The organism is Halomonas sp. 141 (genome assembly GCF_002810305.1).
GTDB classification, from domain to species: domain Bacteria; phylum Pseudomonadota; class Gammaproteobacteria; order Pseudomonadales; family Halomonadaceae; genus Vreelandella; species Vreelandella stevensii.
In genome coordinates this window covers 85,116-105,279 of sequence record NZ_PINZ01000010.1, presented here as the reverse complement: position 1 = coordinate 105,279, position 20,164 = coordinate 85,116, and the positions used below count along the sequence as shown (strand labels likewise).

16 protein-coding genes are annotated in these 20,164 nt (G+C 60.0%); 9 read left to right on the top strand and 7 right to left on the bottom strand.

The genetic code is table 11. The annotated features are described in order from the left end of the window. Positions 1-248 precede the first annotated feature (248 nt). The 3 genes from CWI66_RS07145 (at position 249) to CWI66_RS07135 (ending at position 2,992) form a co-directional block, all read left to right on the top strand. Positions 249-569 carry a DUF427 domain-containing protein gene (locus tag CWI66_RS07145; protein WP_100731310.1) on the top strand — a complete coding sequence of 107 codons (321 nt, stop codon included), beginning with the start codon at positions 249-251 and terminating at the stop codon, positions 567-569. Between the two features lie 184 nt (positions 570-753). Next, a complete protein-coding gene (locus CWI66_RS07140) occupies positions 754-1,770 on the top strand; it encodes a nucleoid-associated protein (RefSeq protein ID WP_100731309.1) in 1,017 nt (338 codons plus the stop codon). A gap of 4 nt (positions 1,771-1,774) precedes the next feature. Then, on the top strand, positions 1,775-2,992 hold the full coding sequence (locus tag CWI66_RS07135) for a hypothetical protein (protein ID WP_143058124.1): 1,218 nt from the start codon (positions 1,775-1,777) through the stop codon (positions 2,990-2,992). A gap of 246 nt (positions 2,993-3,238) precedes the next feature. On the opposite strand, the gene recD is transcribed toward CWI66_RS07135, so the two are convergent. The 4 genes from recD to CWI66_RS07115 form a co-directional block, all read right to left on the bottom strand. Then, positions 3,239-5,641 (bottom strand): exodeoxyribonuclease V subunit alpha, encoded by a 2,403-nt coding sequence (gene recD / locus CWI66_RS07130; protein ID WP_100731308.1) that lies wholly within the window; start codon positions 5,639-5,641, stop codon positions 3,239-3,241. After that, positions 5,638-9,336, bottom strand: a complete 3,699-nt coding sequence (recB, locus tag CWI66_RS07125) for an exodeoxyribonuclease V subunit beta (RefSeq protein WP_100731307.1) — start codon at positions 9,334-9,336, stop codon at positions 5,638-5,640. The genes recD and recB overlap by 4 nt, the downstream gene beginning before the upstream one ends. Positions 9,337-9,448: 112 nt before the next feature. Further along, positions 9,449-9,985, bottom strand: a complete 537-nt coding sequence (locus tag CWI66_RS07120) for a hypothetical protein (protein WP_016916512.1) — start codon at positions 9,983-9,985, stop codon at positions 9,449-9,451. After that, complete coding sequence (locus CWI66_RS07115; RefSeq protein ID WP_016916513.1) at positions 9,982-10,290, bottom strand: nucleotidyltransferase domain-containing protein; 309 nt, start codon at positions 10,288-10,290, stop codon at positions 9,982-9,984. Before CWI66_RS07115 ends, CWI66_RS07120 begins: the two co-directional genes overlap by 4 nt. Positions 10,291-10,473: 183 nt before the next feature. Here CWI66_RS07115 and pncB point away from each other — a divergent pair, with 183 nt between their 5' ends. Further along, on the top strand, positions 10,474-11,649 hold the full coding sequence (pncB, locus tag CWI66_RS07110) for a nicotinate phosphoribosyltransferase (RefSeq protein ID WP_100731306.1): 1,176 nt from the start codon (positions 10,474-10,476) through the stop codon (positions 11,647-11,649). A 10-nt stretch (positions 11,650-11,659) separates the two neighbouring features. Here the strand turns inward: pncB and recC are convergent, their stop codons facing one another. Continuing rightward, complete coding sequence (recC, locus tag CWI66_RS07105; protein WP_100731305.1) at positions 11,660-15,223, bottom strand: exodeoxyribonuclease V subunit gamma; 3,564 nt, start codon at positions 15,221-15,223, stop codon at positions 11,660-11,662. A 145-nt stretch (positions 15,224-15,368) separates the two neighbouring features. Between recC and CWI66_RS07100 the strand changes: the two genes are divergently transcribed. Continuing rightward, positions 15,369-15,689, top strand: a complete 321-nt coding sequence (locus CWI66_RS07100) for a type II toxin-antitoxin system RelE/ParE family toxin (protein ID WP_100731312.1) — start codon at positions 15,369-15,371, stop codon at positions 15,687-15,689. Continuing rightward, positions 15,686-15,979, top strand: coding sequence for a helix-turn-helix domain-containing protein (locus tag CWI66_RS07095; protein WP_229800821.1), 294 nt, complete (start codon positions 15,686-15,688; stop codon positions 15,977-15,979). Before CWI66_RS07100 ends, CWI66_RS07095 begins: the two co-directional genes overlap by 4 nt. Positions 15,980-16,096: 117 nt before the next feature. Here the strand turns inward: CWI66_RS07095 and CWI66_RS07090 are convergent, their stop codons facing one another. Next, complete coding sequence (locus CWI66_RS07090; protein WP_039175970.1) at positions 16,097-16,453, bottom strand: rhodanese-like domain-containing protein; 357 nt, start codon at positions 16,451-16,453, stop codon at positions 16,097-16,099. A gap of 123 nt (positions 16,454-16,576) precedes the next feature. Between CWI66_RS07090 and chrA the strand changes: the two genes are divergently transcribed. Then, positions 16,577-17,788 carry a chromate efflux transporter gene (gene chrA, locus CWI66_RS07085; RefSeq protein WP_100731304.1) on the top strand — a complete coding sequence of 404 codons (1,212 nt, stop codon included), beginning with the start codon at positions 16,577-16,579 and terminating at the stop codon, positions 17,786-17,788. Positions 17,789-17,922: 134 nt separating this feature from the next. Here chrA and CWI66_RS07080 read toward each other — a convergent pair whose 3' ends face one another. Beyond that, positions 17,923-18,195 (bottom strand): XRE family transcriptional regulator, encoded by a 273-nt coding sequence (locus CWI66_RS07080; protein WP_039181926.1) that lies wholly within the window; start codon positions 18,193-18,195, stop codon positions 17,923-17,925. Between the two features lie 218 nt (positions 18,196-18,413). Here CWI66_RS07080 and purE point away from each other — a divergent pair, with 218 nt between their 5' ends. Both purE and CWI66_RS07070 read left to right on the top strand, forming a co-directional pair. Beyond that, a complete protein-coding gene (gene purE / locus CWI66_RS07075) occupies positions 18,414-18,941 on the top strand; it encodes a 5-(carboxyamino)imidazole ribonucleotide mutase (RefSeq protein ID WP_100731303.1) in 528 nt (175 codons plus the stop codon). 10 nt (positions 18,942-18,951) lie between these two features. After that, positions 18,952-20,097, top strand: a complete 1,146-nt coding sequence (locus tag CWI66_RS07070; protein ID WP_100731302.1) for a 5-(carboxyamino)imidazole ribonucleotide synthase — start codon at positions 18,952-18,954, stop codon at positions 20,095-20,097. The last annotated feature ends 67 nt before the right edge of the window (positions 20,098-20,164 follow it).

Here is a 20,164-nt window from a genome sequence, read left to right as displayed (position 1 = left end):
GGCCGGATATAAGCGTGCAGTCCTCATCCGTGTCCATCTCATGGCTTGCTTGCTCAACGGGACGGGTCCATATAAGGTGGCTTTAGCCCGCGACCATTCCAGCGTGCAGCGGTAGCGTGGAAGTGATGGCTCACCTTCCTCCCAAAGCATCCATGATCGACTAAAAACTAAGCTTTCGAGGTAGGCTTAACCCATGTTTGCTGCTAGGCTCAAAGTATTAGAGCGAATAACGCCGCAGGGACAACATAATGCAGAATGCCCGCATAACGCTTCACCTAAGCAAGCAGCGCATGCAAGTGCGGGTGGATGGCATTCTGCTAGCCGACTCCACCAATACGCTGGAACTCCGCGAACAAGGCTACCCGCCACGCCACTACTTCCCACGTGAAGACGTGCGTATGGACTTGCTTACCACTTCGGAAACGATCACCCATTGCCCGTTTAAAGGGCATACGGTGTACTTTTCGCTGTGTGAGCGACGGGATATTGCTTGGAGTTATGAGGCGCCGATTGAGGGGATGGAAGCTATTGCGGGTAGGGTGGCGTTTTATGAGGAAGTGAGCTGGTGAAGCTTTTCGGCCCGGAGAGGTCAGAGAAATAATTGTCTTTACCATACTTTTTACCGTTGGGCTGTCAAAGTCGTACTATGCTCGGCCACAGAACTACTTAAGTGTGGTGGTAAGTAAGGCATGAATAAGGTCTGAGAGAAAGGTTACTCACCACCAGAAAAAATTTAATGAATTGTAGGGTTATATGGAAATCAAAGAAGCAATTATACATGGTTTTGAGAAAGAGGCACAAAGCTATCAGGTCGAGGTTAAGCCAAGGCTTGAAAACTCCCCTTTAGATGACATGATGAACCATCTGGGTGAAGAGGTTTTAAAAGCATATGGGCGCCGCTCAAATAGCAATGGTACCTTTGATGCAAATGAGACGGCATACCCATTCTCTAAACTTATGAGGGAGTACCATCAAGAAAATTCAGGGTTGGTAGAGTTTTCATTGGAGGCCTGTGAACTTATTGCCGCCCAAATGAGACAGTCATATTTATCAACAGGTGGCTACGCATTTTTTATTCGTTATGAAAACCAAGGCCAAGACTGGCTGCTTGTGTTGATGCTCAAGCTTAAGCCAGGGACTAGTATCAACCCTGATACACTTGAGCTTCTTACAAGCCTTTCTTTTGATATTAGTCATTTGCATGAAGCTGCCAGGATTAATCTTGAAAAATGGGCTGAAGAAGAACAGCCATATCTCTCTTTTATAAAGAAGAGTAATGGGAAAGAGGATGTTACAAAGTATTTTCGTTTGGCACTTGGCTGCACAGAGTATACAGATTCAAAGTTCAATACTGAGCAAGTTGTGGAAGCTCTGGATGCATACTGCCAAGAAAATGATATTGTTGGTGAGGCAAGGCAGGAGGCTAGAAGAAAACTACATGATTATTTTGATGAAAAATATAATTCAGAGGACAAGTCAGTAAATCTGGTCGCGTTATCTGCGATGATTGACGACATTAATCCAGAGAGTTTTTATCATTATATAAAAGATAATGATGTCCCAGTTAGTGATGTTTTTACTCCGACGAAATCTGTTTACGGTAGGCTAAAAAGAATTAAGAGAAAGTTTGGCAATGTTGCAGTAAGTTTTGACGTTGAGGATGTTTTGCGGGATAATGTTGATTATGATGAAGAAAATGAAGTTCTTTATATTAGAAATATTCCTGAATCGCTGATTCAAGAAGTACGCCGGGCTAAGGGCGATGAGTGACAGATTGAAAGACTTACAGCTTGCTGTTAGTGCTGTTCGGCAAAGCGTTGAGCCTGTCAGGTTTGACGCTGCATTTTTGGTACTCTCTCTCTGCCCTGAGAGTAATGGGCAGCTACTTAGAGATGTTAAAAAGAGTGATTTGTGGTCGCGCAGTATAGATGATAAAGAAACGGTGGAGATTTCAAAGCCACCATTGTTTTTCACGAGTATTGATGAACTGCTATTGAAACCGCAGTGGAGAATTAAGCCGCCTTCTAGTGCATATTATTTTCATAATATTGATTGGTTAAGCTCAGAAGAAGAAAAGCACGAAGTTGTAGAGATGTGGAGGTTAGCATCTCGTCTACTTAAATTATTAGGTTCTGTTGCTGATCATTGTGTTAATAAAAGCAATGATATAGAGTTAGTTTTTCTTCACCAAGAAAAGCTAGTTGTGGGTTCCTTTTTTACGTCTGAAGACTTGGTTCGCATCGATTGCTTAGATAGGTTAGAGAGTGATTTTTTAAAATCGGATACACATCGCGATAAAAAAATACAGATCTTTAAGTCTGTTTTGGTTGAGAGGTATAAAGGGCGAGGTCGTGTAGAGTTGGGAGAGTTGCTGAAGAATTTCTCTAATATTTTTAAAAACTTAGAGAACGGATACGATCTTTTTGTTTCTGAGTTTTCGTTTGAGAATGTCAAGTCTGAAGTTGAAAGAGACAAGTTAGAATTTACAACAAGGCTGAATAAGGTTTTTTCTGACATACAGAACCAGTTGTTAGCTGTTCCTGCGGCTTTGCTTTTAGTTGGCAGTCAGATGGAGAAGTTAGATCCCGTTGAGTGGGCTTTGAAAAATGTTGTGATATGGCTTGGCGCAGTTGTTTTTTCTATTCTTATGGAGCTGCTGATTAGAAATCAGAGGAATACCCTTCAAGCCGTTAAAAATGAAATGAATTTGCAAGAATCAATTTTTAAAGAGCATCATATGGCAGTTTATGACAAGTTCAAAGATGTGTACGTTGATCTTTACGGTAGGTTCAGGCATCAAAGGAACCTATTGTGGTTTATCCGTTGCCTAGTGGGAGGAGCATTGGGCTTTACAACCTCAATGCTGTTCGTCTACTCAACAGAAATATCAGTGTCTCTAGCAGTGCTGATTGGCATTGGTGTTAGTCTTATACCGATTGCTTTAGCAGTTATGACTTCAGATCTCCGCTCTCTTAGGAAAAATCAGGTTTAGCGCCATGTGAGAGCTTTAATAGCTACCCCACTGCTGATGCCTACTAGAGCCAGACAAGACGATAAAATATTTACAAAGCATAAAGAATCGTTCTTCTGCCCGTTGAAGAAAAAGTCTAAATATTAATGTTCTAGAATAATCCACTGGAATATAAGGGGATCTGTTAATTGTTATTGGTCTGCATACAGTCTTGTTCTACGTCCTGTCCGTTTTGGCCGAAGGCTGGCACCACTAGAACCAATGGTTTTAACCCCCAACCCCACTAACCCTAACCACCTCCCTCACCACCGCCTCATTCAACACCCCGCGCTTGGCTTCCACCACCGTGAGCCATTCGCGGGCACGGGTGATGCCGGTGTAGACCAGCTCGCGGGTCAGAATGGGGTTTAGGGTGGGCGGTAGCAGTAGGGCGGTGTGCAAGAACTCCGAGCCTTGGGATTTGTGCACCGTCATCGCAAACACGGTTTCCACCGCGTGCAGGCGGGAGGGCAGCACCCAGCGGATGGGCTTTTCGGGGTCGCTGGCGGCACTTGATGAAGGAAAGGCGACTCTCAATAACTTCTGCTGCGGGTTGCGCGGGTCGGGCACGGCCAGGGTGATGCCGATATCGCCGTTCATCAATTTCAGGCCGTAGTCGTTTTGGGTGACCAGTACCGGGCGGCCCTCAAACCAGCCTTTCTCCAGCGTGTAGTCGCTGCCGAACAGCAGCTTTTCGCCGCGCAGCGTGCTGGCGATGCGCTGGTTCAAGCCTTCTACGCCCCAGGGGCCTTTGCGCAGCGCGCACAGCAGTTGGAAGTGGCTGTAGGCGCTGAGCACCTCGCTGGCCCAGGCGTTGTAGACGGCGGGGCTCTCCTCGAAGGATTCCCCCCGTGGACGCTGTGCTTGCAGCACCTTGAGGTAGTGGCGGTAGCCCGTGGGCGGGGCGATGGGCTGGCCCTGGTGGTCGGTGCGGCCTTCGCCGTTGCCTGTAAAGCCGCTGGGGCTGCCGTGAATTACCAGCTTATCCAGCGCGGCGTCGTCACTCATCACCAAATGGTGAATATCCGCGTAGCCGTGGCGCAGCACGGCGGTGACGGCCTGCTGCTTTTCCCGTTCGGTTTGGGCATGGCCCGGCTGGTTGATGGCCTTGGCGAGCTGGCCGATTCCGCTGTGTTCATTGAAGCGGTGGCTGACCCGCAGCATGGTAATGGCCTGGTCCAGCGGTTGGCCTGCGGGGTCGATGAACTCCGCTGGCAGCGGTTGCCCGGTGGCCTGGGCCAGCCATTCGGCGGTGGCCGGGGTGTAGTGGGCGGCTTCCGCGCGGCGGCACAGGTCGCCGAGTACCGAACCGGCCTCTACCGAGGCGAGCTGGTCTTTGTCCCCCAGCAGTATGCACTGGGCATGGGCGGGCAGGGCGCTGAGGGTGGCGGCCATCATTTCGATATCCACCATCGAGGCTTCGTCGATCACCAGTACGTCCAGGGCCAGCGGGTTGGCGGCGCTGTGGCGGAAGTGGCGGGTGTCGGGGCGTGCGCCAAGTAGGCGGTGCAGTGTCGTCACTTCCGTGGGAATCACGATCTCGCTAGTTGCCGCAGAAGGTGAGTGTTCACTTAACAGCGTTGCCAACTCAGCGAGCGGTAACGCATTCACTTGCCCGGCGATGGATTCGTTCAAGCGGGCAGCGGCTTTGCCGGTGGGGGCGGCCAAGCGGATGCGCAGCGGCTGGCTGGGCTGCTTGTCGAGTCGCAGGGTTTGCAGCAGGGCGAGCAGGCGCACCACGGTGGTGGTTTTGCCGGTGCCGGGGCCGCCGGTAATGATGCCGAAGCGGCTGCGGGCGGCCAGGGCGCAGGCGGTTTTTTGCCAGTCCAGGGCGTTGCTTGGCTTGAACAGAATGCTCAGGGCTTGGGGGAGTAACCCAGGGTGACTGGCGTCACCCATCGCCCAATGAATTGGCCTCCCACTTTGGCTTTCTGAGCCTGTGCTTGCTGTGTGGCTAGTGGTTGGCTTGGCTGTCAGAGGAACTGGCCTCCCACCTTGGTTTTCTGAGCCTGTGCTTGCTGTGTGGCTAGTGGTTGGCTCGGTTGTCAGATGAATTGGCCTCCTACTTGTGCTTTCTGTGCCTGTGCCTTCCAGGCGGGCGGCGATGTGTTGGTGCAGGCTTTGTTCGTACTGCCAGTAGCGACGCAGGTAGAGCCGCGTACTGGGCGTGCCGCTGGCTGAGTGAGTGGTTACTACTACCAGCGGCGTGTTGCCGGGGCCTTCGCTGGTGAGCAGCGGGTGGTGCAGGGCGGCTTGCCATTCGCTGAGCGTGAGCGTGGCCAGCACGTCGCTGGGCAGCGGCGGCGGGTCGGTGAGGTCGTCGCCTTCGGGCGGTAGCGAAAGGGCGAAATCCGGCGCGTTGAGCGTGGCGTTGATATCCAGGCACACGTGGCCCCGGCCTAGCTGGTGGCTGGCCAGCGCTGCCGCCAGTAGCAGCAGCGTGGGGGCATCCGGTGCTTCGCTGGCGAGAAAACGCACCAGGGCGCGGTCCAGGTCCCGCAGCCAGCCGCGTGCTACCCAGCGTTCGCATAGGGCCAGCAGTTCCGGGGTGCTGCTCAGTGCAGGGTGAGCGCTGGCGGTGGGCGCATCGCCGAACATGTCGAAGGTGTGGGTGTCGTGCTGGCGGCTCATGCCGTGGCCTCCTGCTGGGTGGCGTGGGGCTCGCCTGCAAACAGGCTGTCCAGGGCTTCGATGAGTTCAACCGGGGCGGGCTCGCCCACCACGCCACGCCCAGGGCTGCGGCTGCCGCGCAGGAATACCGTCATCGAACCGCCCAAGTGCTGGTGCGGGTCGTAATCTGGCAGGCGCGCTTTTAACAGCCGGTGCATGGCGAGCAGGTAGAGTGCGGCCTGCAGGTCGTAGCGTTTGGCGAGCAGCGCGTGGCGCAGGGCCTCGGGTTCGTAGGCGCTGTCGTTGGGGCCCAGGTAGTTCGATTTCCAGTCCAGCACGTAGAAACGCCCTTGATGCTCGAAGGCCAGGTCGATGAAGCCTTTCAGCATGCCGTTGAGGGTGTCGGCATCCAGCGCGGGGCGTTCGATGCCTGGCAGTAAGTGCTTGCTCACCAGCGCATCGATGGCCTGGGTGTTCACCCGCTTGGCGGCAAACCAGAACTCCAGCTCTACCTGGTAGCTTTCCAGCTCATTCAGTGCCACGCTTTGCGGGGTGGGCGCGGCCAGCGGCAGCGGCGTGGTGAGCAGGGCGCTTAGCCAGCCCGCCAGCGGCTCTTGCCACGCCTGCCAGCCGCGTAGCTGTACCCGCCGCCACAGCATGTCGTTGAGGGCTTCTCTATCCTTTGCGGCAGCATCGAAACCTTGCTTGCCTGCCCACTCCAGCAGCCCGTGTAGAAAGGTGCCGGGGCCGGGGCCACGGGGGAATTTGTGCAGGTGATACGCTTCCGGTTGGGATCGTTCTTGAGATAGTTCTTGAGATAGTTCTTGAGGTTCATCCAGCACTTCGAAGGCGGTGGCTTCCTGGGCGGTGGTGGGCTCCAGCGGTGGCAGCACCGGGGCGGTGAGCGTGCCGGAAAGCCGCAGCGCGGAGTAGCTGGCAATCCACCAGTGCTCTTTGGCCGGGCGCGTGGGCGTGCGGGCGTGGCCCAGGGTGGTGCTTTCCGCCACTGGCGTCACGCGATCAGCGGTGGGCTCGGGCGGCGTGCCGAGGTGGATGTCGCTGCCTTCCACCAGGGCATCGAGCGCCTTGGGGAGCGCATCGGGGGAAAGGGCGCTGCCACCGGTCAACAGGTAGCCCAGCGCGCTGTTTTCCAAGCCTTTTAGCGGGGCCAGCCCCAGCCAGGTGGCGTGGCGGGAACGGGTGAGCGCGACGTAGAGTTTGCGCAGGTCTTCCCCCAGCCGTTCGCGGTCGGCGGTGGCGAGTATCGTGTCATCGGCGTCCAGGCTGAGCTGCAGGTTGCCCTCGCTGTCGTGCCAGCGCAGCGGTACGTCTTCGGCTTTCACCGGCCGGTGGTTGGCGATGAAGGGCAGGAACACCAGCGGGTACTCCAGCCCTTTGGATTTGTGGATGGTGACCACCTTGACCAGATCCGCGTCGCTCTCCAGGCGCAGCTTGTGGCTGTCGCCGTGGCTTTCCGGGTCGGCAATGGCATCAAACAGAAAGCGAATCAGCGCGTGTTCGCCGTCCAGCTCGGCGCTGGCCTGTTGCAGCAGTTCGCCCAGGTGCAGCAGGTCGGTAAGCAAGCGCTCACCCTCTTCGAACTCTGCCAGCAGGCGGGCGGGAATCTCGAAATCCACCATGATGCGGCGCACCAGCGGCAGCACGCCCTGGCGCTGCCACAGGCGGTGGTAGTGGCTGAACTGCTCGACCCGCGCTTCCCAGGCCAGCTCGTTCTGCTGCAGGTGGTCCAGCTCGGCAAGGCTGAGCCCCAGCACTGGGGTGGCCAGCGCGGCGCGCAGGTGCGCTTCGGCCTGGCGGGAGCTGGCCAGCGGCTCGGCGCAGGCGCGCAGCCAGCGCTCTACCTGGGCGGCCATGGGCGAGCTGAACACCTTGTCGTGGTCCGACAGGTACACGCTCTTTACCCCTCGGCTGGCCAGCGCCTGACGTATGGCGCGGGCTTCCTGCAGGCCGTTCACCAGCACCGCCATATCGGAAGGCTTGAGCGGGGTGAGCGCGTCGTCGGTCTGAAAGCCGCTTTTGACGTGTTGGCCTGCGTTGAGCAGTTCCGCCATGTACGAGGCGCAGCGTTCGGCCATCTCGGTCTGGTAGGCGGTTTTGGAGAGCGGCTCGTCGGCGGCGAGTGGCCAAAGCGTCATGGCGGGCAGTGGTTGGCCCTGGTGAACGAGCTGTTCACTTCGGCCTTTGGCGTCTACCGGCAGAAACGGCAGCGGGTTGTCGCCGCCTTCTTCGCGGAATAAAAACGCCCCTGCCGGATGTTCATCGGCATAGCGGAAGCAGTGGTTCACCGCCGCTACCATGGCGCGGCTGGAGCGGAAGTTGGTGCCCAGCGTCACGTGGCGGCCTGCGGTGTCTTCGCGGGCTTTCAGGTAGGTGAAGATATCCGCGCCGCGAAAGGCGTAAATGGCCTGCTTGGGGTCGCCGATCAGCAGCATGGCGGCGTCGCGGCGGGGCCTGGCGACTTCATACACCGCGTTGAAGATGCGGTACTGGATGGGGTCGGTATCCTGGAACTCGTCGATCAGCGCCACGGGGAACTGGCGCAGTATCTGCGCGGCCAGCGCCTCCTTGTTGGGGCCTTGCAGGGCGCGGTCCAGGTGGGTGAGCAGGTCGTTGGGGCCCATTTCGGCGCGGCGCTCCTGCTCCCGCTCCAGGCGCACTTTGCACCACTGCACGGCGTGAATCAGCAGGTCGTTGCGTGGCTCGGGCAGCGTGTTGAGCGCGGCGGGCAGCTCGGCCAGCGCTTGCCAGGCTTTCGGGCAGGGTGGCGCGCCCTCTTTCCATATTTCCGCCATGCCGTCCGGGGTCAGGCGTTTCCAGGCGGCGGGGGTGAGCGCGGGGCGCTCTAGGTCGCTGTCGCTCCACTCCCGCAGTGCGCCTAGCCAGTTGGCGCGGCTTTTGGCGTTGAAGCTTTGGCCTTTGAAGGCTTTGCGCTGGGCGGCGTCTTCCAGCGCGGGCACCAGGTCGTCCAGCCATTCGGGCCAGGGGGCTTTCAGGGTGCTGAGCAGGGCGCCGCGCTCGGCGGCGGCGGTGCTCAGCGTGTGGGCTGGCTCGGGGCGTAACGCGCCCAGCGCATCGCTTTCGTGGAGCAGCTTGCGCACGTCCTGGTGCAGGTGGTCGGGGGATTTCCAGTAGCCGGTGATGCTGCCCAGCGCCTCGGCGTCCAGCGGGTAGTAGAAGGTGCGCCAGTAATCGCGCACCACTTCTTGCTCCAGTTCGTGCTGGTCGTTTTCCAGGTTGAGCGAGAACAGGCTGCCGCTATCGAAGGCGTGTTCCCGCAGCATGCGGTAGCACCAGCTGTGGATGGTGGAAACCGCGGCTTCGTCCATCCACTCGGCGGCCAGCTCCAGGCGGCGAGCGCAGGCGGGCCAGGTGGCCTCGGGGTACTGGCTGCGCAGCGCCAGAAGAAGAGAGTCTTCACCCTGATCACGAAATACGGCAGCCGCCTCTACCAGCCGATGGCGAATGCGTTCGCGCAGTTCCTGGGTGGCGGCGTTGGTGAACGTGACCACCAGAATTTCCGGCGGGGTGAGCGGGCGCACGAAGGCGGTGTCGTCCTCGCCGTGCTGCCCGCCCAGCACCAGGCGCACGTAAAGCAGCGCGATGGTGAAGGTTTTCCCCGTGCCCGCGCTGGCTTCGATCAAACGGCTGCCGTGAAGCGGCAGCGTCAGCGGGTTCAGCGGGGCGGGCTGGCTCATTCTTCTTCTCCGAACATCACGGCAGGCGGAAAGCAAAGCGCCTTGGGTGGGTGACCCAAGGCACCGGCACTATATCGCGTCGCCGGGTGCTGGGCAAAAGAGCAAAGCAGCGTTAGAGGCTGGTTTGAAAGACGCTATCGAACTCGCTGGAGAAGTCTTGGGTGGCTGGAAAAATCCCTAATTGTTCAGCGCTCCATGTCACGAGTCTTTTTGACGTCATGAGAAGAACGTCAGAAAGTTCGTTCAACAGGTTAAAGTGCTCTGCTATTTGTGCGTAGTGCGTCGAGTAATCATGAGCGGCAATATTGCGAATGGCACGACAACGCTGCCAGTCGCTGGTGGCGTCCACGACGCCTTGTTTTTCAAACAGCGAAAGGACTTTGAGAAAGCTGTCAGTCGATTCACCTGCCAACAGAGCGCTGTGCCTCATGGCAGACGCAATGGAGTCCTGGAGTTTGGCAAAGCGCTCATTGATAGCGGCCAGGGTTTCAAAAAGGTCGACGTCTTTTTTATGGTCGGCTAACCAATCACCGTCCAAAGGCCATGTAACTTTTTTGCGTGACTGGTGAAGAAACCAAGCGCAACGCTGGATGGCTTCAAGCAGCTGCGACAGATAACGTTGCTGTTCGCTAAGGACATCCTGGCTCATGCCGCCTCCTCGAGCGTTATTGGGCGTGACTGTGCGAGCGCCATGGCTTGAAACGGGGTGGGTTCCGCTGTTTTAACGTAGGTCACGAGATCGAACGGTAGCTGGAGGCGCTGTTCAAGCGCCATTTTGAGTTCAGCGCAGGCAAGTAGCGAAATAGCGGTGGGTGAGATAAGCAGTAAATCGACATCGCCGCCTCGCTTACCATCGTCTAGTCGCGAGCCGAATACATGCACGGCCACCGAAGGCCCAGCAAACTCACGGACGGCTGCCAGAATAAGCTCACGCTGTGATTGAGAAAGACGCATGGGGTCTGCTCCTCGCTGAACGCCAATGTTTTAAAGGTTAGCACTCTATTCCCGATGGCGGATAGTCGCTCACCTGCCCGCAAGTTAGGGCAAAAGAGGGCAGGGTGTGAGGTATCGCTGCCAACTGCTAATCTAGTGGGCTAGCCGCTCTTGGCGATCTGTTGACGCTGGTGAAGGGATCTCATGCTGACCTCGCTTCTGGATAACGATTTCTACAAGATCACGATGCAGAATGCCGTGATCAAACGCTTTCCCTATGCTCACGCCCGTTACGCGTTCATCAATCGCGGGGAGCATGCCTTTCCCGAGGGCTTTGGTGAGGCGCTACGCGGGGAGGTAGACCGCATGGTGGTGCTGTGCTTGACCGAGGAGGAGAAGCGCTATCTGGAAACCACTTGCCCTTACCTGGACCCCACCTATCTCGATTTTCTGGCGGGCTTTCGTTACGACCCCCGCGAGGTGACCATCGAGCAGCAGGGCGGCGAGCTGTCGGTGGTGATCGAAGGGCCTTGGTACCGCACCATTTTATGGGAAGTGCCGCTGATGGCGCTGATCAGCGAGCTTTGGTATCGGCTGCGCGGCGTGGTGGTGTCGGAAGAGGATGAAGCGCTCATCGAGCAGCGCACCCGGGAGAAGATCGAACTCTACCGCCAGCACGGGCTGAAGATTGCCGAGTTCGGCACTCGTCGGCGCTTCTCGTTTGCGGTGCATGACCGGGTGGTGGAAGCGCTGCGCCACTACGGCGGGGAGGCCTTCAGCGGCACCAGCAATGTGCTGCTGGCCATGCGCCACGGGGTGAAGCCCATCGGCACCCACGCCCACGAGTGGTTCATGTTCCACGGGGCGCGTTTCGGTTTCAAAATGGCCAACAGCCTGGCGCTGGAGCACTGGGTGGATGTGTACCGGGGGGATTTGGGCATCGCGCTGACCGATACGTTTACCACGCGGGCATTTTTCGAGAGCTTCGACAAGAAGTTCGCCAAGCTGTTTGACGGGGTGCGCCACGATAGCGGCGACCCGATCGAGTTCGCCGATGCCACCATTGCCCATTACCGGCGCCTGGGAATCGACCCGCTGAGCAAGACCATCATCTTCTCCGATGCGCTTACCCCTGAAAAAGTGGAGCGCATTCGCGCCTTCTGCCAGGGGCGCATTGGCATGGCCTTCGGGATCGGCACCAACTTCACTAACGATATCGGCGTGGCGCCCATGAACATGGTGATCAAGATGGTCGAGGCCCGCCCCGAAGGGCAGGGCTGGCTGCCGGTGGTGAAACTGTCCGATGTGCCCACCAAGAACACCGGCGACCCTGAGATGATTGCGTTGGCGAAGAAAGTCCTCAGCATGGGCCGTTCATAGCCGTGTGGCTTTACTCCTTTTTGCCCTTAACAGCGAAAAAGAGCGGCGCGTAAAGTGATTCGGTCAGTGTGGCAAAAGTGTGCCCGTTGGCCTGCTCGAAAAACAGCCGCTCGAAGCGGGGCCACTGGTGGCTCAAGTACGCGCTTTGCGCGGCTTCGCCGGTGACCTTGTAACCCCCTTCATAGGCGGCTTCGGCGGCAGCAAAGGCGTCGCTGTCTCGGCCTTTCTCCTGCGCTATCTCCGGCGTGCCTTGCTTGGCCAGCCAGGCAAAACCGGCCTGTGGGGCCAGCGGCAGCGGGGTTTGCAGGCCCGCTTGCCAGGCGGCGAGCTGGGTTTCCAAGTGCTGGCGGGCGGTGTCGGCGGCTACGGGTTCCAGCGTGACATGACCGGCTTTGGAAAGTAGCAGGGAGGTCATCGGGCCGCTGAGGTTGCCTGCCAGGTGGGCAACCCAAGGGCGCAGCAGGTGGCTCCAGCGGTACTGGCCGCGCCCGCTGCCCTGGCTGATCAGGCTGCTGCTGAGCAGCAGCAGGCGGCAGCGCTGGCCTGCCTCATCCTGGCGCAGCTCGCCCAGGGGTTCTTCCAACGTGAGGCCGTGGGCCTCGAACTGCACCTGTGCGTCTGGCAGGGCGTGCGGCCACGCCGTGAGCGCTTCTTCGTAGGCGTTGAACAGCTCTTCCATGGGGTCGGCTAGGGCATCGCGCATGCGCTTGCCGAAGGCACCCATGGCCAGTACCCCCTGGCCTTGAAAGCGCTCCAACGCGTCGTGCAGCGCCTCGATACGCGGCTGGCCGTGATCCACCGCGTGGCGCTGGGCGGCAATCAGCTGGTCCTGGAGCTGCCAGTTTTGCAGGCCATCCAGCGCGAAGGGCTCGGCATCCAATTCGGCGATTGCCTCTTGCTCGAAATAGACCCCCAACCGGGTATTGAAGAAGCTGCGCACCGGCTCGCGCAGAAAGCCGCCCAACTGCGCCAGCGAGAGGCTGGTGGGGGCGTTTTCCGGCGCGGGTAGCATGCGCTCCACCGCGGGCGGCGTGCGGGGGGCGTGCACTTCCCGCCATTCGTGGGCGTAGGTGAACAGGCGGCTTGCCGAGTGGTTGAAGTAAGCGCGGCTGAACGGCTGCAGCGGGTGTTCGGTGGTGAGGCTTTCCAGCAGCGGCGGGCCGGTGTGCGTTTGCCAGCCAGTCTCCAAATGATCGCGCAACTGGCCCACCAGTACCGAGGGGGGCAGCGGGGAGTTGTCGATCTGGCTGCGGCCCATCCAGCTGATGTAGAGCTGGTCCCGGGCGGAGAGCAGCGCTTCGAGAAACAGGTAGCGGTCGTCTTCCCGGCGGGAACGGTCGCCGGGACGGTAGTCGCCGCCCATCAGGTCGAAATCCAGCGGCGGCTGGGAGCGGGGGTAGTCGCCGTCGTTCATGCCCAGCAGGCATACCCGCTTGAAGGGGATGGCACGCATGGGCATCAGGGTGGCGAAGTTGACCGCCCCGGCCAAAAAGCGCTGGGAAAGGCTGTGTTCATCGATTTGTGCCAGCCAGTGTTCGCGCACCATGGAGAGCGGCAGCGGGTCGTTGAGTTCCGCCTCCTGGCTGCTTTCCAGCATCTGCTGCAAGCCGTTTTCCAGCCTGGTGAGCATGATGCTTTCCTGGGCATCGTCGGTGAGGAAGAAGGTTTCCAGCAGTGCCCGCAGCCGCGCGACCCAGGTGGCGGCATCGGTGGGTTGGCAGAAGGTTTCCCAGGTGGCGTCGAGCTTCTCCAGCAGCGTGGCCAACGGCCCTGCCAGGCCCGCTTCCAAGCCGCCAATATCATCGAACGGCTCGATGCCTTGCCAGGCGTGTCCGTCGCCCACGGTGTAGCCCAGCAGCAGGCGGCGCAGGCCGAAGGCCCAGGTGTTCTGGCTCAGCCCGCCGGGCAGCTCTAGCCGCTGGCGCTGCTGGGCGTTCAGCCCCCAGCGGATGCCCGCGCCTTCCATCCAGCGCTCCAGCACCGGCAGGTCGCGCTCTTCCAGGCCAAAGCGCTGGCGCAGGGCGGGCACTTCCAGCAGGTCGAGCACATCGCTGACCGTCAGGCGCAGCTCTGGCAGGCGCAGCAGTTTTTCCAGCGCGATCATCAGCGGCAGGCGGTGGCGGCTGGCCTGGTCGGAGAGCGTGTAGGGAATATGCCGCGGGTCGTCCGTGGGCAGCTGGCCAAATACCGCTTCGATGTGCGGGGCGTAGCGGTCGATGTCCGGCACCATGACGATGATATCGCGCGGACGCAGGGCGGGGTCTGCGCTGAAGGCGGCCAGCAGCTGGTCGTGGAGAATCTCTACTTCCCGCTGGGGGCCGTGGGCAATATGAAACACGATGGAGTCATCGGTGGCGGCCAGCGCTGGCCACTGGCCTTGGGTTTCTGCCACCGGGCGCAGCTCGCGGATATCGTCTTGCAGCTGGCTGAGCAGGCAGTGGCGCTCCTCGCCGCTGAACGGCTCGAACATATCGATGCGCAGCGCCTGCTGCTCGAAAAGCGTTTGGTAGTTGCCCGCGTCGTCGTGCTCATCGAGTAGGCGTAGATAGTCGCGGCCCTGCTTGCCCCAGGCGGCCAGCAGCGGCTGGGCGTGCAGGTGCAGGGCATCATCGGCATCGCCGGTGCCCAGTACGTCCAGCGTGTCGGGCATGCCGGTCTTGCGCCGCTGGCGATAGCGCTGGGCGCGCAGCAGGTCTTTGTGTTCGATGATGTCCGCCCAGTAGAACTGGCAGGGGTTGTGCACGCACAGCACGATCTGGCAGCAGCGGGAGAGCGCCGCCAGCGCTTCCAGGGTTTGCTGAGGCAGCGACGAAATACCGAAAATGATCAGCCGACGGGGCAGCCCTGGCGGGCAGGCCTGGCCTTCCAGCTGTTCGGTGGCTTTCAAAAAGCGCTGGTGTACCTGGGCGCGGCTGCTGTTCAGCCCGGCATCGCCTTGGGTGGCGGCCACATCGTCACGCAGGATGCGCCACAGCGCAGGCTGCCAGCACTGGTGCTCTTCCAGCGGGCGGTGTTCGCCTCGGGCGGTAATCAGCACATCGTGGCCGTTGGCCCAGGCGTCCAGCCAGTCGGCGCGGTACACCTGGTACTGGTCGAAGAGATCCGCCAGCCGCTCGGCCAGCTGGTAATGCTTGCGCTGGTCGCGGTCGGTTTCCAGAAACTGCGCCAGTGGTTCGAACACCGGCTGCCCGGCCAGGGTAGGCAGCAGACGCAGCAGCCGCCACACCAGGCGCGATTTATCGAACGGCGAGGTTTCCGGCACGGCGTCGGCATCGTGGGAAACGTGGGTGAGCACCCGGCGGTAGGCCTGCCATAAAAACCGCGCGGGCAGCATCACGTCCAGCGCTGCTGCAATGCCCGCGCCGCCGTTGCCGGGGTCTTCCGCCAAGGCAAGCTTCAGCCACTGCCCAATGCCGTTGCTCTGGACCAGAATGGTTTCGTTCTCCAGCGGCCCCAGCGGGTGCAGGCGCATCCACTCCACCGCCAGCCCCCGCAAGTCCTCCAGCCGATTGGCGTGCACCACCATGAACCCGGGGGTGAGCGAAGTGGGAGAGAGCAGGGCATTGGCAGGCATACGGCGGCGTTCCTTCACGGCAATCGGCGTCACGGGGATGCGGTCACGCTATGGTGCCATAAGTTGGGAGTGCTCGCGTGCATCTGGAGTAGGAACTTTTATATGCCTTGGGTTATCATAAAAGATAACTTTGATGGGGCGGGCTATGGACTGGCAGGTTGAGTTTTACCCAGGTGTGGAAAAAGAAATTCTAGGCATGCCGCCTAAAATACAGGCCAGAATGCTCCGGTTGCTGGAGATGGTAGAGCAGCATGGTGCTCACTTAGGGCCTCCTCACACGGAGTCCATGGGTGACGGCCTGTTTGAGATTCGAGCAAAGGCACAAGAGGGGATTGGCCGTTCCTTGTTCTGTTACGTGCATGGGGAACACATCGTCGTCCTGCACGCATTCGTCAAGAAAAGCCAGAAAACGCCGCGTCAGGCGTTAACATTAGCGCGGACAAGACAGCGCGAGGTGCAGTCATGATGAACTTAAAGGCACTAAAAGAGCAGGCGCTTCAGAACCCTGAGGTGAAGGCGGAATATGAACGTCTGGCACCGGAGTTTGCATTGGCCTCCACGCTTATTTCAATGCGCCAGCGTGCCGGGCTGACTCAGGAAGAGCTTGCCAAACGTCTGGAGACGCAGAAAAGTAACATTAGCCGCCTGGAGCGAGGAAGTAGTAACCCCGGTTGGAAAACGTTGCAGCGCTATGCAGATGCCTGCGGCTTCGAGCTGACGGTACATGTGGAACCACAAAAACAACCCTCCCACTAAACAACCAATCGCTCCCATGACGGCGGCCTTTCGTGCGTCATTGGTTCAAGCCGAAAGTCACCGGAGTCTTCTAAAGCTGCCGATGGGAGGGCGAGCATCATTACCAAAAGGAGCGGCTTACGGCGCTTCTTCTTCCTTGAACGCCTTCAATCCGCCTTCGATATTCACGACTTGGGTATAGCCCAGTTGCTGCAGGGTGTCGGCGGCCAGGGCGCCGCGATTGCCGCCTGCGCAGTGGCACACAATGGGCGTATCTTTATCGGGAATCGCTTCCTGAATGCGCATTTCCAGCGTGCCTCGGCTGATGTTGAGGGCGTTTTCGATATGCCCCTGCTCGTACTCTTCCTTGTCTCGCACGTCCAGCACCACGTGGCCCTGGGCGATGCGCTGTTTGGCATCGCTAGGCGATACCTGGGTGGTACGCTGTTTGGCGGCTTCTGCAAGGCGTAGAAACTCTTCTGAATGATGGGCCATGGGGTGCTCCTGGTAGGTGGCGTTGGAAGGAGTCTCAACGTTGCTCAACCGTCATGGGCATGTCAATAAAATCGTGTATGGTTATTGGCTGCCTGTTGTTCAACGTTGCAAGGAGCTGAGCTTATGTCGGAACCCCGTCCTTCCTCTGATACTGCCGTATCGCCTGCTCGCATTCGAGAGGTGTTCTGGGCCTTTTTGGCGCTGGGGCTTACCTCGTTTGGCGGGCCGGTGGCGCACCTGGGCTATTTTCGCACGGAGTTCGTGGCCCGCCGCCAGTGGCTCAGCGAGAAAGCCTATGCGGATTTGGTGGCGCTGTGCCAGTTCTTGCCGGGCCCGGCCAGCAGCCAGGTGGGGTTTGCCCTGGGCCTGCTGCGGGCAGGCCCCTGGGGGGCGGCCATGGCCTGGCTGGCCTTTACGCTGCCTTCCGCGCTGGTGCTGGCGCTGTTCGCCATGGGGGCGGCGGTGCTGGATGGGCCGATGGCCAGCGGCATCATCCACGGCTTGAAAATCGTCGCGGTGGCCATCGTGGCCCATGCCGTATGGGGCATGGCGCGCAATCTTTGCCCGGATAAAACCCGGGCAGGCATTGCCCTGGCGGCGGTGTTTGCCGTGGCCATGGTCAGCGGCCCGCTAGGGCAGGTGAGTGCGATTGTGCTGGGGGGTATGGCAGGGCTGTTGCTCTGCCGCGAAAGCGCTCAGGGCGAGCTGGCGGATTCGCTGCACTTTGCGGTGTCGCGCAAGGTGGGCTTGATCTCTCTGGGGCTGTTCGTGGCGCTGCTGGTGCTGTTGCCGCTGCTGGCGGGCGGCGCCATGTGGCTGGCGGTGGTGGATGCCTTCTACCGCTCGGGGGCGCTGGTGTTTGGGGGCGGCCACGTGGTGCTGCCGCTGCTGGAAGCCGAAGTGGTGCAGTCGGGCTGGATCACGGCGGATGAGTTCTTGACGGGCTATGGCGCCGCACAGGCCGTGCCGGGGCCGCTGTTCACCTTTGCGGCTTACCTGGGTGCACTGCTGCCTGGGCTGCCCAGCGTGGTTGGTGCAGTGCTGGCGCTGCTGGCGATTTTCATTCCCGGCTTCCTGCTGCTGGTGGGCGTGCTGCCGTTCTGGAACCGTTTTCGCCAATGGGGCAGTGCCCAGGCGCTCATGCGCGGTGCCAACGCGGCCGTCGTGGGGATTCTGGGGGCTGCGCTCTACGACCCCGTCTGGACCAGCGCGGTGGTGGGCCCGTATGAGTTTGCCCTGGCGCTCACGGGCTTTTTGCTACTGACCGTGTGGAAGCTGCCAGCTTGGCTGGTGGTGATCGTGGTGGCCTTGGGTGGGATGGTGATTGCGGCGTGAAGCGCGGCACCTGACATGAACGATTCGCCCCACGAGCGTGGGGCGATCAGGCATTACCTACGTGCACTGCACGCCTATGGTGCAGTGCAGGTGTCGTGCCGAGGTGTGATGGGGAAGTGACGTCGAGGCTGCGGCTATGGCGCCTCCAGCTCTAGGGTGCGACGCAGAACATTGAGTTCGTCAATATTCAGATGCTCCAGCCTTCCGGCGAGCAGGTCGCTGATCTTCTGTACTGGCAAGCCTGCCCGGCGGGCAATTTCTCGGCTTCCCAAGTCTGATACGGCGATCAGACGTGTGATGATGCGCATGAGGCGCGTGCGTTTTTCCAGTTCCCTGACATCGAGGTCAGGGCTGCTTCGCGGAGGATCCTGCACTTCTGCGTGAGCAGTCGAGTATGCCGTACTCATGTGACTCCATGGGTCTGAAATGACAAACACACAATGCCGCCAACTCACGCGCTTTTCAATGCCTATTTAGATGAAAATTTCACGACCATGAGACAGCCCGCAAACGCGCTGGCTCTGGTAAACTATGCCCCTTCCCATTTTTTCAATGAGCCGCAGCCTGCACGCGGCTCGTTCCACTGTTTTTCGCTAGAACAGGCCATGGGCCGAGGAGTTATTGCATGTCGAACAGCGCACCCAAGGTGGGCGTGATCATGGGGTCGAAGTCGGATTGGCCGGTCATGGAGCACGCGGTGGCGATGTTGGAACGGCTGGGTGTTGCCTACGAAACCCGCGTGGTCTCGGCACACCGTACCCCGGACCTGCTGTTCGACTATGCGAAAAGCGCAGCGGAACGTGGCCTTCAGGTCATCGTGGCGGGCGCTGGCGGCGCGGCGCACCTGCCGGGCATGGTGGCCTCGCAAACGGCGCTGCCGGTGCTGGGTGTGCCGGTAGAGTCCAAGGCCTTGAAGGGGCTGGATTCGCTGCTCTCCATTGCACAAATGCCGGGTGGCATTGCCGTGGGCACGCTGGCCATCGGCAAAGCCGGGGCCACCAATGCGGGGCTGCTGGCGGCGCAAATCGTCGGCTTGCAGGACAGCGCCGTGCGTCAGGCCATCGAGGCCTTCCGAGCAGAGCAAACGCAGCTGGTGCTGGATAACCCGGACCCCCGTCCGGATGCGCCTGCGGCCAGCGAATCGGCACAATAGGAAGCCCATCATGAGCGTGCATAGCAATCGCGTAAAACACATTGGCGTACTGGGTGCCGGGCAACTGGGCCGTATGCTGGCGTTGGCGGGCTACCCGCTGGGCAACACGTTTACCTTTCTGGACACCACCGGCAACCCCAGTGCCGGTATCGGTGAGGTGGTGGTCGACCCGGATAATCAGCATCTGGCGGCGTTCCTCGACAAGGTCGATGTGGTGACCTACGAGTTCGAGCACCTGCCCGTGGCGCTGGTGCAGCAGATCGAACAGCACAAGCCGGTCTACCCCAGCAGCCGTGCCATTGCCGTGTGCCAGAACCGCGTGGAAGAGAAGGCGCTGTTCGACCGGCTGGGCATCCCGACGCCGGCTTACCGGGTGGTAGAGAGCGCTGAGCAGCTGCAGGCCGCTGCCACTGAGCTGGGTTGCCCCGTGGTGGCCAAATCCGTCACCGAAGGGTACGACGGCAAGGGCCAGGCGGTGCTGAGAGCGCCAGAGCAGGCCCAGGCCGCCTGGGAGTCGATTGGCCATTCCCGGTTGATCGTGGAAGCCTTCGTCGATTTCGTGCGGGAAGTGTCGCTGATTGCCGTGCGTGGCCGCGATGGGGAAGTGGTGTTTTACCCCATGGCAGAGAACCAGCACGTAGACGGCATTCTGCGCTATTCGGTGGCGCCGCTGCCCGACCTGGACGACAGCGTTCAGCAAACCGCCGATGGCTACATTCGTGCGCTGCTGGATGAGCTGGATTACGTGGGCGTGCTGGCGCTGGAGCTGTTCCAGACCCGCGACGGTAGCCTGCTGGCCAATGAGATGGCCCCGCGGGTGCATAACTCCGGCCACTGGACCATGGACGGCGCGGTGACCAGCCAGTTCGAAAACCATCTGCGGGCCGTACAGGGCTTGCCGCTGGGCTCGACTCAGGCGATTGGCCCCACCTGCATGGTCAACGTGATTGGGCAGGAGGGCGACAACCCCGCGCTGCTGGCGATTCCCCATACCCACCTGCATCGCTACGACAAGGCCGAGCGGGCGGGGCGCAAGCTGGCCCACGTGAACGTCGTGGCGGCCAGCCATGCCGAGCTGCTGGAAAAAGTACGCACCTGCCAGGCACTGCTGCCGGGTGCCCCGGCGGTCGAGTGGAGCTTTGCCGACACGCTCTGAGCCGTGCGTTCGATGGCTGTCATGCTCTCTTCAAAGCCGCCCTTCGAGGCGGCTTTTTCATGTTCGA